The sequence below is a fragment of the Mucilaginibacter sp. Mucisp86 genome (assembly GCF_047324315.1).
GTDB lineage: Bacteria > Bacteroidota > Bacteroidia > Sphingobacteriales > Sphingobacteriaceae > Mucilaginibacter.
On record NZ_CP168503.1, the window covers coordinates 2,417,645 to 2,430,667 of the forward strand.

Consider the following 13,023-nt stretch of genomic DNA (forward strand, 5'->3'; position numbering starts at 1 on the left):
CAAAATAAGTCTTAATGGTGTATTTTATACAATTAGCTAAACGGCCAGGCACACCTTCCGCAGCCGGCAGCATTATGCAGTACGCGGAGAGTAATCGTTCCGGCTTATAACAAAGCCACAAAATCGCGCATGGCCTGTCCCGGATCCTGCTGTTTCATAAAGGTTTCGCCAATAAGGAAACCATTGAAACCTTCCAATTTAAGATGGCGGATGGTTTCGGGATCGCTGATGGCGCTTTCCGAGATCTTCATAAACTCGGCGGGGATGTGTTTGGCTAATTTGTATGAGGTTTCTACCGATACAGTAAAATCGGCCAGGTTGCGGTTATTTACGCCAATAGCATCCAGATTAGGGTTGATACTCCGTTCCAGCTCTTCTTGGTTATGTACCTCAAGCAATACATTCAAGCCTATACTTTTGGCAAGTTTGGCCAGGGTATCAATTTCGGCAGGAGTAAGTATGGCGGCTATCAACAGAATAATATCGGCACCTAATGATTTAGCTTCTATCACCTGGTACTCATCAATCATAAAATCCTTGCGCAAAACAGGGATGCTATTCACCGAACGGGCTTTCACCAGGTCGGCTTTGCGGCCCATGAAAAAATTGCGGTCGGTCAAAACAGAAAGTGCCGAGGCTCCGGCTGCAGCATAATCGGTAGTAACGGCACTAACCCTCACTTTGTCATTAATAATACCTTTTGATGGCGATTTACGTTTAAACTCAGCTATAATACCGGTACGTGTCGGGTCAAGTAAAAACTCTTTAAATGAATAAGTATCGCGGTGAAAATGTTCCGACTCTTCAAGTACAGTGTACGATGTACGTTTTTTTGCCGAAGCAACCTCTCTTTTTTTATTGGCAACTATTTTATCAAGTATGGTCATAAGATCGAAGTACTAATATTTTACGTCATTGCGAGGAACGAAGAATCTCGTAGCTGCAACTGTACAATATGCTTTTCATGCTACGAGATTGCCACGCTATCGCCTATAATGACACAACCGTAAGTTGTTGATTATTAAGTATATTTTTAAGTCTGTTTTGTAATATGGGCGTTGCCTGCGGCCCGGGCTATCCGCTGCAAGTCCTCGCCTTTCCTGCTCGCAAACCCAACCCGCGCTGTGGGCGTTACGCTTCTATCCTTAACGCGGCCCCCGCGCAACACCCCTAAAACATAGCATACACATCATAACATTTTTTTTCAGGATTTTCCTGATAATTCCTCGCAATGACATATATAGATTTATTTCTTTAACAATCAAGGCGAACAAAGTTATCATTATTCCTTAAAACTAAGCCTTTAGCCAGTTTTGCATCATTTCTTTACCATAATCGGTTAGGATAGACTCAGGGTGAAACTGTACCCCCCTTACATCGTATTGTTTATGTTTAAGCGCCATGATGGAGTTATCGGCTTCATCAATAGCAGTAACCTGTAATGAATCGGGCAGATCATTACCACTTACCACCCATGAGTGATAACGGCCAACTTTAAAACTTTCGGGTAGTCCAACAAAAAGCTCCTCTTCGCCATCGGTAACTTTTATAGGCGTTGCTATACCATGCATCGGCTGATTGAGGTTGTACAAACTGCCGCCGAATGCTTCGGCAATGGCCTGCTGACCAAGACATACGCCAAATATGCTCTTAGTAGGTGCATACTTTTCTATCACATCCAGCAGCAAACCAGCTTCTGAGGGTATGCCCGGCCCCGGCGAAAGGATGATTTTATCAAAAGCCTCCACATCCTCAATGGCAAACTGGTCGTTCCTCCAAACCTCACACTCCAGGCCAAGCTCGTTAACCAAGTGCACCAGGTTATAGGTAAAGGAATCGTAATTATCTATAATCAGGATTCGCCCCCCCCGCCCCCTAAAGGGGGTGCCTTGATTAGTATTTGTGTTTTCGTTCATTGTATTTATATCTTAAAACTATCTGTATATCTATATAACTTCTTTGTCCACCATTATTCCCCCTTTAGGGGGTTAGGGGGCGTCGCCTACAACTCCTCCGCCAACTCAAAGGCCCTTCTTAGAGCCGAGATCTTGGTATCAACCTCCCGCAATTCGCTTTCGGGTATTGAACCGGCTACTATACCCGCACCGGCCTGGTAATGCAACGTATTGTTTTTACTTAAAAACGAACGGATCATAATGGCATGATTAAAGTCGCCGTTAAAACCCAGGAAACCAATCGCGCCGCTGTAAAAGCTTCGTTTGATGTTCTCATTTTCGTCGATGATCTCCATGGCCCGGTATTTGGGAGCGCCACTTAATGTGCCCGCCGGATAAGTATCGGCCACAACTTTAAATGCCGATGCCCCAGGTTTAAGCTTACCGCTTACATGCGATACGAGGTGAATCAGATGCGAATAATATTGTACCTCTTTAAATGCTTTAACTGTCACATTTTCGCAATGGCGGCTCAGGTCATTACGGGCCAGATCAACCAGCATTACGTGTTCTGCCGATTCCTTGGGGTCATTCTCCAGGTTACGGGCCAATTCGGCATCTTTCTCGTCGTCACCGCTGCGTTTAAATGTTCCGGCTATCGGGAAAATATTGGCTACATTATTTTTTATGGTGATCTGAGCCTCTGGTGATGAGCCGAATATCCGGAAATCGCCGAAATCAAAATAAAACAGGTATGGCGATGGATTAATAGAACGCAGGGCCCGGTAAACGTTAAACTCATCGCCCAGGAAGGTACGCGAAAAAGCTCTTGAAGGCACTATCTGGAAAACGTCGCCACGGTAAATGTGCTGCTTCATTTTCTCCACTATAGCAATGAACTCATCACCGGTGAGGTTTGATTTTTCATCGCCATTGCTTTTGAAACTGTATTCGGGAAAGTTTTTGTTTTTGATGAGGTATTCCAGCTTTTCGATGCCGCCGTTGGTTGGAGCGCCTTCGGGCTGGTTGTGGAAGATGTAGAGTTCGTTCTTAAAGTGGTCGATAGCGATGATGTACCTGTAAATGTGATACTGCATCACCGGTATTTTACGGTCGGTATTATCGCTTTGCTTTAGTTTAATGGTTTCATAATGTTCAACCGCTTCATGGGTAAAATAGCCAAACAAACCATTGGTGATCATTTTCAGCGGCAACGAATCCGTTTCAAAACTGCCTATGAAACTATTGATCTGTTCTATCAGCTCAAATGTGCCGGGCTCAAGCGTTTCGTGACTGCCATCGGGGTACTGCTTTTTCAGCACGCCGTTGTTCAGCACTATGCCGCTTAAGGGCTCACAGCAAATGTAGCTGGTACTGTTTTCGCGGCTGTGATAGTCAGAGCTTTCCAGCAGCAGCGAGTTGGGAAATACATCGCGCAGGCGAAGGTAAATGCTAACCGGCGTGGTGGTATCCGCCAGTAGCTTTTTATAAGTGGTAGTAATTTTAAATGTGCTCATGTTTATTTTCAAAATATCTTAAAACAAAAAACCCGGCGAATTGGGGTCGCCGGGTTTCCTATTTAGGTTCACAATTGATTAGGTTGTCTCTGATCAAAAAGCGCAAGCCGGCTGCCAATTTAATTGGTGCCACCAGCTGTTTTTATGTGTGTTTTTAATCATCGCGGTCACAAATTTATAAAGAAATTTGAATTGTCAAATTTTTTGTGAAATTATTTATTTGCTAAATCCTATTAGCTACGTAGAATTACTGTGGAATAAGCATTATACCTACCGAAATAAGTACAATCCCTATCAAATAAAAGATAGCGATGGCTTTATGCTTAGCCTCGGGCAGTGTAGCTTTCTTTGATTTGCTATGCCCGATAGTGATAAGCGCGATGGCAATGAGCATAATCACCCAGTGCTCTACAGTCCAATAACGGGTGATAGGATTTGTCATAGTGTCCTTACTAAACTGCACCATCGGGCTAATGAAAAACAGGATGATGCCCAGTAAAAATTGAGTATGCACCGAGATCATGGCAAACAGGTTAAGTTTGCGGTTTCCCTCGCCGTAAGGTCTTTTACCCAGCCAACCCATAAACGCGCGTACAAGGGCCAGCAATACCAGTACTATAACAATGTACCTGAAACCGGAATGGAATTCCTTAAAAAAGCTATAAAGTGTCATACATCAAAATTTTGCCGTGAATATACGCATATAGGTCATTGAAGTCATTAGGTCATTGTGTCATTTTTTGCAGATATGTGTTTGTTTTGATCTAATAATGTCATTGCGAGCGCAGCGTGGCAACCGCACGGAAGCATAGTCGCCCTGCATAGCATGCGATTGCCGCGTCGCCCCATCGCACAGGCCCACCGCGCTCCTCGCAATGACAAGGCTTTTATTCTCAGCACAAAACAAAAAAAGCGATGAGCCTAAACCCATCGCTTTTCAAAATCCGAAATCGAAAATCCGATATCCGAAATTATATCAGCAGCCTTACCGGCTCTTCTAATAATTGTTTTAATGTTTGCAGGAAGGCAGCAGCTGTAGCACCATCAACCACGCGATGGTCGGCGCTCAGGGTTACCTTCATGATGTTGCCAGGTACTACCGCACCATTTTTAACAACCGGAACAGCCTGGATGCCGCTTACAGCAAGGATACAAGCGTTAGGTGTGTTAATGATAGCAGTAAACTCATCAACGCCAAACATACCAAGGTTTGAAATGGTGAAAGTTGAACCTTCCATTTCGTTTGGCTGCAGTTTTTTAGCTTTTGCTTTACCGGCAAACTCTTTCACTTCAACCGAAATGTGGCTTAATGATTTACCATCGGCAAATTTGATAACCGGAACCAATAAACCTTCGTCAACAGCAACAGCAACGCCAACGTGAACGTGCTCGTTAGTGCGGATCTTATCACCCAGGAATGATGAGTTGATAGCAGGGTGTTGCCTTAAGGCAACGGCACAAGCTTTAACAACAAAATCATTAAATGAAATTTTAACCGGGGCAATCTCATTCATACGGGTACGGGCAACAATAGCCTGATCCATATCAATGGTCATGGTTACATAGAAATGCGGAGCAGTGAACAAGCTTTCGCTTAAGCGGCGGCTGATAGCTTTACGCATTTGAGTAACCGGTCTTTCGCTAAATTTCTCTTCGCCGGTAAAGGTTGGCAATACGATAGGTGCTTTTGCGGCAGGTGCAGATGCAGCAGCAGGTGCGGCCTCAGCGGCAGGAGCAGCAGCCGGCTTAGCAGATGGTGTATATTCTTCAATATCCTTTTTGATGATACGGCCGCCTTCAGCGCTACCTTTTACATCATTAAGGTTGATGCCTTTATCTTTAGCTATTTTACGTGCAAGCGGAGATGCTTTTACGCGACTGTCATCAGATGAGCTTTCAGTTGCAGTAGCAGAAGCAGTTGCTTCAGCAGCTTCAGTTTTAGTTTCAGCAGCAGGTGCAGCTTCAGCGGCAGGGGCCGAACCACCATCCTGTAATAATGGAGTGATGTCGGTACCTTCTTTACCTACTATAGCAATGATATCATTTACTTTAGCAGCTTCGCCTTCTTTAACACCTATATATAATAAAGTACCGGCTTCATAACCTACAACCTCCATGGTAGCCTTATCGGTTGCCACATCGGCCAATGAATCATCTGCTTTTACTTTATCGCCAACTTTAAAGTTCCATTTTTCAATGGTGCCCTCGGTCATGGTGTCACTCAATAACGGCATGCGGATAACCACAGCCGGGATGCTTGACAAATCAACCTTTGGAGCGGTTGGTGCCGGAGTAGCGGCTGGTGCTTTATCAGCAGCAGGAGCAGGTTCTTCGGCCGGTTTAGCAGCAGCGCCGCTGCCAGCCTGATCAAGTAAAGATTTGTAATCTTCGCCTTCTTTACCTAAAATGGCAATAACAGCGTCAACCGGAGCAGCAGCACCTTCCTGTATACCGATATACAGCAATGTACCATCCTGGTACGATTCAAAATCCATGGTAGCTTTATCAGTTTCAATCTCGGCCAATACATCGCCAGATTTAACCTTATCGCCAACTTTTTTATGCCATTTAGCCAATACCCCTTCGGTCATGGTATCGCTCATCTTAGGCATTTTTACTACTTCGGCCATATACTATTTATATGTGTTTAATTTTTAGTAATTTTTTATTGTCCGAAAGTCTGGTGTCCACAGTCCGAAAGTTTTTGATTATTAACTTTGGGCTTAACACTCCCGACTTAAAACTTAGTCCCTGATGTAAGGATAATCTTCCTGAACATATACATCGGTATACAATTCGGAAGCATCAGGCCATGGTGACTCTTCAGCAAATTGTACTGCTTCATCAACAATAGCTTTGATCTTAACATCCATTTCATCAAACCATGCTTCATCAGCATATTTTTCGGCAAGGATAGTTTGTTTAACGGCTTCAATAGGGTCTTTTGCTTTGTAGCTTTCCAACTCCTCTTTAGTACGATACTTTTGCGGATCGGACATAGAGTGACCTTTGAAACGGTAAGTACGCATTTCAAGGAAGGTTGGGCCTTCACCTGCACGTGCACGCTGAACAGCTTCGTCCATTGCTACGTGAACCGCAGCTGGATCCATGCCATCAACCGGTGACGAAGGGATACCATAAGGCAAACCTAATTTATAAATATCAGTTTGTGCGGTAGTACGCTCAACAGAAGTACCCATAGCGTAACCATTGTTTTCGCAAACAAAAATTACAGGTAACTTCCAAAGCGCAGCCATATTAAAGGTTTCAGTAAGCGCACCCTGGCGTACGGCGCCATCGCCCATGTAAGCAATGTTTACAAACTCAGTACCTTTATATTTCTCGGCAAAAGCGATACCGGCACCCAGTGGCACCTGACCGCCCACAATACCGTGGCCACCATAAAAATTCTTTTCCTTATCAAACATGTGCATAGAACCACCTTTGCCTTTTGAGCATCCGGTAGCTTTACCATACATCTCGGCCATAATGGCTTTTGGAGTTACACCTTTAGCAAGCGCGTGAGCATGGTCGCGATATGCGGTGATCAAACTGTCTTCAGGTTTAATTACAGACATAGCTCCGGCTAAAACAGCCTCCTGCCCAATATACAGATGGCAAAAGCCCCTGATTTTTTGTTGTCCGTATAACTGTCCTGTTTTTTCTTCGAACCTGCGCATCAATAGCATCTGTTCGTACCACATCAGGTAGGTGTCCTTGTTTATTTCGATTGAACTCATGTATTAAACAACCTTTTTGGAGTAAAGCGCAAATCTAATTATATCCTGCAAAATATCGAAACCTCAAGCAAATTGTTGCAAAATTTTATTTGGTGGCCTTAAAGCGTGTCTGTCACCGCTAAACCAGGGTTTTACAGGTTTGGCACAGCTAATCCGGCTAAAATAAAACTTAAAAAAACACACCTATGGGCAATAAATTATCGTTTTACGAAGTTTTAGATAATGTGTTTTTATCTAAATGCCCCAAAAAGCGCTTAAATAATTACAACCAAATTACATTGGTTATCGTACAAGAGCCTGTTTATTAAAAGGATGTGCAATAAAAAGCGCTTTTTTATATTTTTTGAAAAATAAGGAGCATTTATTTGCAATTTTAAAAAATATAAATAGTTTTGTAGAGCACGATAGACATAGTGTCTGATTTAATAAACAATTTGTTGCCCTAACTCAACAAACAAACTGATTAAATGAAGAAATTTGCCCTGGCTATTGCCTTACTTTTCAGCGTCGTAGCTTCACAAGCTCAAACAAAAAGTGCCCCGAGCACCAGTGATGACAACAAAGACGACCAGGAAAGTTTAGGTAAAGCATACTTTTCCCAAATTATGGGAGTTGCTTTATCTGCTACCTCAAACATGAAACTCTTTCACTTTGTATATGATTGGATTGGTACCCCTTACCACTTTGGCGGAAGCTCAAGAAGAGGTATCGACTGTTCGGCCTTTACAAAAGAATTATACAGCGAAGTTTTTAACCTTGATATCAAACGTAACTCACGTGATATTTTCAGCATGGTTAACCCTGTTGCTAAAGATGAGTTGAAAGAAGGCGACTTGGTTTTCTTTAAGATCCACAGCCGCAGCATTTCGCACGTTGGTATTTACTTAGGCAATAATAAATTTGCTCACGCCTCATCAAGAGGTGTAGCTATCAGCAGCCTTGACGATGCTTACTACAGCCGTTTCTTTTATAAAGGAGGCAGGTTGTTAGCTTCATTTAAAGATGAATTTAAAGGTTCGGCATCCACGGGTAACAACGATATGGGCGACGACGTAGACGAAAGCAAGAACTAAACGATTTTGAAATAAATAAACTAATTTAGTCCCCTCATCCTCAATGAGGGGATTTTTTTTATAATGAGATTTTTATTGCTTACAGCAGCCGGCCTGGCGCTGTTTTTACAGGCGTGTAACCATCCGCCAAATAAAAAACAAATACTGGCCCCTGCTCCTAAACCTAAACCCGATACCGCAACAACAGCTACCGCCGCTGTTCAGCGTGATTCATCCATATCCATAGCCGCCGTTGGCGATATGATGCTAGGAACATCCTACCCCAATAATTACACCCTACCTCCCGATAGCGCCAAAAACAGTTTTGCTGTTATTGCCGGCGAATTGAGAAATGCCGATGTAACTTTTGGGAACCTTGAAGGGAGCTTACTTGATGGCGGAAATCCCGCCCACTATAAACTGCATCAACGAAGCAAAGCTTATTTATTCAGAATGCCTACTGCCTATGCCGGTGTTTTTAAAGATGCAGGTTTTAATTTATTAAGCCTGGCCAATAACCATATTGGCGACTTTGGCGATACCGGCCGCATGAGCACTACACATGTATTGGATAGCATAGGTATTAATTATGGCGGCTTGCTTAGCCACCCCTCCACAGTATTTGAACGCAATGGCATTAAATACGGCTTTTGCGCCTTTGCCCCCAATGCCAACACCTTACCAATCCTTGATCTTAAAAACGCCTCCCGTATTATCAGCGAATTGAAACAACGCTGCGACATCCTTATTGTGTCATTTCACGGCGGCGGCGAGGGGGTAGCTTATGAACATGTGCCCTTTGCTATGGAATCATTCATCAGCGAAAAGCGCGGTGATGTGAATGCCTTTGCACATAATGCCATTGATGCAGGTGCCGATATCATATTGGGGAACGGCCCGCACGTAAGCAGGGCTATGGAAGTTTATAAGAACAGGTTGATCGCTTATAGTCTCGGTAATTTTTGTACTTATAAATCTGTGAGCGTGGCTGGCGTTTGCGGCCTGGCCCCCTTGCTAAAAGTAAAACTGAACAAAAAGGGAGAGTTTTTGAATGGACGCATTATATCACTAAGGCAAGCGCATGATAAGGGCTTGGAGCTTGATACGCTTAACAGGGCCGCCATCCGGATCAGGCAACTTACGGAAGCCGATTTCCCCAATGCCGGGTTACTGATATCCGATACAGGTGAGATCTGCCTTAATCCTGTTATTCAGAGTGAGAATCTGTAAATAGGAAAGAGGTGCAGGAATTGAACGCTGTTTTGTCTCACCTCGACATCACCTTAGCCGTTACTAAATGAAAAAAAAGCGTGGGCTTGTGCGATTCCCCTCTTTGCGGCGCAGCCGGAGAGAGGGTGGTCCAGCGTAGCGCAGACCGGGTGAGTAAGCTATGCGATTTGCAAAGCACGCTAACCTATTTAAGCCGCTTCATCTTTAGTATTCCGCACCAGGCTTATCCCTGTTGAAAAGAAGATGAGTGAAATGATCCCTATTACTACCATGGTAGTTACTTGTGCACTATGGTTAATGATAGCTATACCGGTGTAAATGAGACCGACCATACCAAGCACGCTCAGTATGGTTCCGAATGTTCGTTTTAAGTTCATGACGGGTGTGATGTTTTTTATGAGCATTTTTTAAAAAACAAATAACACACCAATAATTAATGCTACTTTTATTTTAAACATAATAAACCAAACCATGCCCGAATCATTTGGATCATTGTTAACAATCGTCATTTTCGTTGTTATCCTTATTACCATTTTCACTTCGTTTGTGTCTGTAAAACAGGGCACAATAGTAGTTATAACCGTGTTTGGCAAATACCGCCGCATCCTTACACCGGGATTAAATTTCAAGATCCCTTTTATCGAAAACATCTATTCAAAGATCTCCATCCAAAACCGCTCTGTGGAGCTGGAGTTCCAGGCAGTAACTTACGATCAGGCCAATGTTTACTTCAAAGCTATGCTACTGTACTCGGTACTGGATCAACAGGAGGAAACTATCAAGAACGTAGCTTTTAAATTTGTTGATGAACGCAACCTGATGCAGGCCCTTATTCGCACCGTTGAAGGCTCGATCCGCGCTTTTGTAGCAACCAAACGCCAAAGCGAGGTACTGATATTACGCCGTGATATTGTTGAACACGTAAAAGAGCAACTGGATGTGATACTGGAAGGCTGGGGCTACCATCTTCAGGATCTGCAATTGAACGATATCACGTTTGATGATGTGATCATGAAATCAATGAGCCAGGTAGTAGCTTCCAACAACTTAAAGGCTGCCGCCGAAAACGAAGGCCAGGCCCTGCTCATCACCAAAACCAAAGCTGCCGAGGCAGAGGGTAACGCCATCAAAATTTCGGCACAGGCAGAACGCGAAGCGGCACAATTACGCGGACAGGGTATAGCGCTGTTCCGTGAGGAAGTTGCCCGTGGTATGACCGTAGCCGCCAAAGAAATGGCCGAAGCAAACATGGATACCTCGGTGATATTATTCACCATGTGGACAGAATCCATCAAGCACTTCTCCGAAAACTCGAAAGGGAATGTTATTTTCCTTGATGGCTCAACCGATCAGATGCAACATACGTTAAAAGAAATGATGGCCTTAAACCTTTTACATACCGACAACGTCAAAAAGTAAAAGTTTAAAACCGCCATTTTTTTAAATGAAAAGAAATATAGTGAAGGGGATAGGCCTTACAGCCATGTGTTTTTTAGGGATGATCACGCCGGCTTCGGCGCAATCATTTCATCAGCTTACCGCCAATGATTTTTGGGGAACGCCGCGGGCTAATGCCGGCGGCGTTGTAGCTTATACCAATTGCACCATCGATTACCGCTACCAGGCCCGGCGTGAGGGCGGAGGATACCGGCTTAATTTCAACATCAGGCTTATCCTCAACAACAGCAAGTCTTGGTTAGACAGAAGTCGGGTTAGTACCCCACAGCAAATGACCGAGATATTAAAGCATGAACAGGGTCACTACACTATCGCCTTTTTAGAGCAGCAGGAATTGTTACGCATAGTAAGCCGCACCCGTTTCAGCAATAATTATAACTACGAGGCTATGGCCATCTTCAACCGCATAGATGCCAAATACAAACAGCTTAATACTGATTATGATGAGGATACAGCCCACATGACTGATCGTAAACAACAACATAGCTGGGATCTGTACTTTCAGCAAAAGCTTAAATTTTTGCCGGAGGATACGGAGAGTTAGTTTCTCCTTTGCATATTCAAGCGTCCTTCGCTTGAATAATAGGGCAGGTAAGCGTGGACGCTTACCTGCACAAGCCTCAACTTAAACCTGCTAACCTAATCTTGCGCTCGTTTGCAACGAGCGCTTAATATGGTTGGGCGATTGTATCGCCTGTGCGTTATAAACGCAAACCCAGTTATGCACTCGTTAAAAACGAGCGAGTTAAGAAGAATCGGAATATAGGCGCAAACGCTTAACCTGCTATCAACACTTTGCAGCAACCCTGCAACCCGCCTATATTTGCGTTCACCGGCATGACTGAGCAATCACCCATTATCCACCGTAAAATTATCCATATTGATATGGATGCATTTTATGCGTCGGTTGAGCAGCGGGATTTTCCCGAATATCGGGGCAAACCATTGGTTGTTGGTGGTTTGCCTGAAGGGCGTGGAGGGGTGGTAGCTACCGCCAGTTATGAGGCCCGGAAGTTTGGGGTCCGGTCGGCAATGTCATCGAAAAAGGCCTTGCAGCTGTGTCCGCATGCTTTGTTTGTACGGCCCAGGTTTAATGTTTACCGCGAAGTATCGCAGCATATCCGGGAAATTTTTAGCCGATATACGGATTTGATCGAACCGCTTTCCTTAGATGAAGCTTACCTTGATGTAACTAACGACAAGAAAGGTATTGGCTCGGCCATTGATATTGCCAAGCTCATAAAACAGGCCATTAAGGACGAATTGCAGCTTACCGCATCAGCGGGAGTATCTATCAATAAATTTGTAGCCAAAATAGCATCCGATATCAACAAGCCCGATGGTCTTAAATTTATTGGTCCGTCAAGCATCGAGAATTTTATGGAGCAGCTGCCTGTCGAAAAGTTTTTTGGCGTGGGCAAGGTGACCGCTCAAAAAATGAAGCAAATGGGTCTGCATACCGGGGCTGATTTGAAAAAGCTTGAAGAGAGTGAACTTACCCGTCACTTCGGTAAAGTGGGGAGGTTTTACTACCAGATAGTGCGCGGCATTGATAACCGCGAAGTGCAACCCCATCGCGAAACCAAATCCCTGGGCGCTGAAGATACTTTTGCTTACGATTTGACTACGCTGGAAGAGATGGAAGCCGAGCTTGATAAGATAGCTGTCACCGTACACAATCGGCTGCTTAAATATGAATTGAAAGGCCGCACCATCACGCTCAAAGTAAAATACCACGATTTTAAGCAGATCACCCGCAACCAATCATTCCCAACCCCGATAAACGACCTGGAGACCATCAGCAATACGGCCAAACAACTCATGGCGGTTACAGGAGTTGATGACGTGAGAGTGCGTTTGCTCGGTATTTCACTTTCAAATTTTGGGGAGATAACAATTAAGCAACGGGATGACAAAGAGCTTGGGCCGGGGGATCAGTTGGAATTGGAGTTGTAAGTCATTTCCCCGGGCCGTGTCCCCACGGCTCTTAAATTTATGTTCGACTTGCGCTCGTTTTTAACGAGTGCTTAATGAGGTTTGGCGTTTGTAACGTAAGCCCATGTTAAGCACTCATCGCAGATGAGCGCAAGAGAGTATACAGGGCGGATTTGCTTCCATGCGATTGCCACGC

12 protein-coding genes are annotated in these 13,023 nt (G+C 44.2%); 5 read left to right on the forward strand and 7 right to left on the reverse strand.

The annotated features are described in order from the left end of the window. Positions 1 to 104: 104 nt before the first annotated feature. From trpC to pdhA, 6 genes are all read right to left on the reverse strand, one after another. A complete protein-coding gene (trpC, locus tag ACEN9X_RS10140) occupies positions 105 to 887 on the reverse strand; it encodes an indole-3-glycerol phosphate synthase TrpC (protein WP_413670260.1) in 783 nt (260 codons plus the stop codon). Positions 888 to 1,295: 408 nt separating this feature from the next. Next, entirely contained in the window at positions 1,296 to 1,916 is a 621-nt protein-coding gene (locus ACEN9X_RS10145; RefSeq protein WP_413670261.1) for an anthranilate synthase component II, read from the reverse strand. Positions 1,917 to 2,002: 86 nt separating this feature from the next. Next, positions 2,003 to 3,412, reverse strand: a complete 1,410-nt coding sequence (locus ACEN9X_RS10150; RefSeq protein ID WP_413670262.1) for an anthranilate synthase component I family protein — start codon at positions 3,410 to 3,412, stop codon at positions 2,003 to 2,005. Positions 3,413 to 3,659: 247 nt separating this feature from the next. Beyond that, positions 3,660 to 4,085, reverse strand: coding sequence for a cytochrome B (locus tag ACEN9X_RS10155; RefSeq protein WP_413670263.1), 426 nt, complete (start codon positions 4,083 to 4,085; stop codon positions 3,660 to 3,662). Positions 4,086 to 4,383: 298 nt separating this feature from the next. Next, complete coding sequence (locus ACEN9X_RS10160; RefSeq protein ID WP_413670264.1) at positions 4,384 to 6,042, reverse strand: 2-oxo acid dehydrogenase subunit E2; 1,659 nt, start codon at positions 6,040 to 6,042, stop codon at positions 4,384 to 4,386. A 114-nt stretch (positions 6,043 to 6,156) separates the two neighbouring features. After that, entirely contained in the window at positions 6,157 to 7,152 is a 996-nt protein-coding gene (gene pdhA / locus ACEN9X_RS10165; RefSeq protein ID WP_413670265.1) for a pyruvate dehydrogenase (acetyl-transferring) E1 component subunit alpha, read from the reverse strand. Positions 7,153 to 7,619: 467 nt separating this feature from the next. Between pdhA and ACEN9X_RS10170 the strand changes: the two genes are divergently transcribed. Beyond that, complete coding sequence (locus ACEN9X_RS10170) at positions 7,620 to 8,225, forward strand: C40 family peptidase (protein ID WP_091209810.1); 606 nt, start codon at positions 7,620 to 7,622, stop codon at positions 8,223 to 8,225. 63 nt (positions 8,226 to 8,288) lie between these two features. After that, complete coding sequence (locus ACEN9X_RS10175) at positions 8,289 to 9,434, forward strand: CapA family protein (protein ID WP_413670266.1); 1,146 nt, start codon at positions 8,289 to 8,291, stop codon at positions 9,432 to 9,434. Between the two features lie 188 nt (positions 9,435 to 9,622). Here the strand turns inward: ACEN9X_RS10175 and ACEN9X_RS10180 are convergent, their stop codons facing one another. After that, positions 9,623 to 9,811 carry a hypothetical protein gene (locus tag ACEN9X_RS10180; RefSeq protein ID WP_413670267.1) on the reverse strand — a complete coding sequence of 63 codons (189 nt, stop codon included), beginning with the start codon at positions 9,809 to 9,811 and terminating at the stop codon, positions 9,623 to 9,625. Positions 9,812 to 9,905: 94 nt separating this feature from the next. On the opposite strand from ACEN9X_RS10180, the gene ACEN9X_RS10185 reads away from it, so the two are divergent. The 3 genes from ACEN9X_RS10185 to dinB all read left to right on the forward strand — a co-directional run bounded on the left by ACEN9X_RS10185 (position 9,906) and on the right by dinB (position 12,848). Continuing rightward, entirely contained in the window at positions 9,906 to 10,853 is a 948-nt protein-coding gene (locus tag ACEN9X_RS10185) for an SPFH domain-containing protein (RefSeq protein ID WP_413670268.1), read from the forward strand. 25 nt (positions 10,854 to 10,878) lie between these two features. Further along, on the forward strand, positions 10,879 to 11,436 hold the full coding sequence (locus ACEN9X_RS10190) for a hypothetical protein (protein WP_413670269.1): 558 nt from the start codon (positions 10,879 to 10,881) through the stop codon (positions 11,434 to 11,436). 293 nt (positions 11,437 to 11,729) lie between these two features. Beyond that, a complete protein-coding gene (gene dinB / locus ACEN9X_RS10195) occupies positions 11,730 to 12,848 on the forward strand; it encodes a DNA polymerase IV (protein ID WP_413670270.1) in 1,119 nt (372 codons plus the stop codon). The last annotated feature ends 175 nt before the right edge of the window (positions 12,849 to 13,023 follow it).

Excerpts from the sequence above, each read along its gene's own strand:
- ACEN9X_RS10190 (WP_413670269.1), top strand. The coding sequence starts at position 10,879 with ATGAAAAGAAATATAGTGAAGGGGATAGGCCTTACAGCCATGTGTTTT.
- trpC (WP_413670260.1), bottom strand. The coding sequence starts at position 887 with ATGACCATACTTGATAAAATAGTTGCCAATAAAAAAAGAGAGGTTGCT.
- ACEN9X_RS10175 (WP_413670266.1), top strand. The coding sequence starts at position 8,289 with ATGAGATTTTTATTGCTTACAGCAGCCGGCCTGGCGCTGTTTTTACAG.
- ACEN9X_RS10180 (WP_413670267.1), bottom strand. The coding sequence starts at position 9,811 with ATGAACTTAAAACGAACATTCGGAACCATACTGAGCGTGCTTGGTATG.
- ACEN9X_RS10160 (WP_413670264.1), bottom strand. The coding sequence starts at position 6,042 with ATGGCCGAAGTAGTAAAAATGCCTAAGATGAGCGATACCATGACCGAA.
- pdhA (WP_413670265.1), bottom strand. The coding sequence starts at position 7,152 with ATGAGTTCAATCGAAATAAACAAGGACACCTACCTGATGTGGTACGAA.
- dinB (WP_413670270.1), top strand. The coding sequence starts at position 11,730 with ATGACTGAGCAATCACCCATTATCCACCGTAAAATTATCCATATTGAT.
- ACEN9X_RS10155 (WP_413670263.1), bottom strand. The coding sequence starts at position 4,085 with ATGACACTTTATAGCTTTTTTAAGGAATTCCATTCCGGTTTCAGGTAC.
- ACEN9X_RS10170 (WP_091209810.1), top strand. The coding sequence starts at position 7,620 with ATGAAGAAATTTGCCCTGGCTATTGCCTTACTTTTCAGCGTCGTAGCT.
- ACEN9X_RS10150 (WP_413670262.1), bottom strand. The coding sequence starts at position 3,412 with ATGAGCACATTTAAAATTACTACCACTTATAAAAAGCTACTGGCGGAT.
- ACEN9X_RS10145 (WP_413670261.1), bottom strand. The coding sequence starts at position 1,916 with ATGAACGAAAACACAAATACTAATCAAGGCACCCCCTTTAGGGGGCGG.
- ACEN9X_RS10185 (WP_413670268.1), top strand. The coding sequence starts at position 9,906 with ATGCCCGAATCATTTGGATCATTGTTAACAATCGTCATTTTCGTTGTT.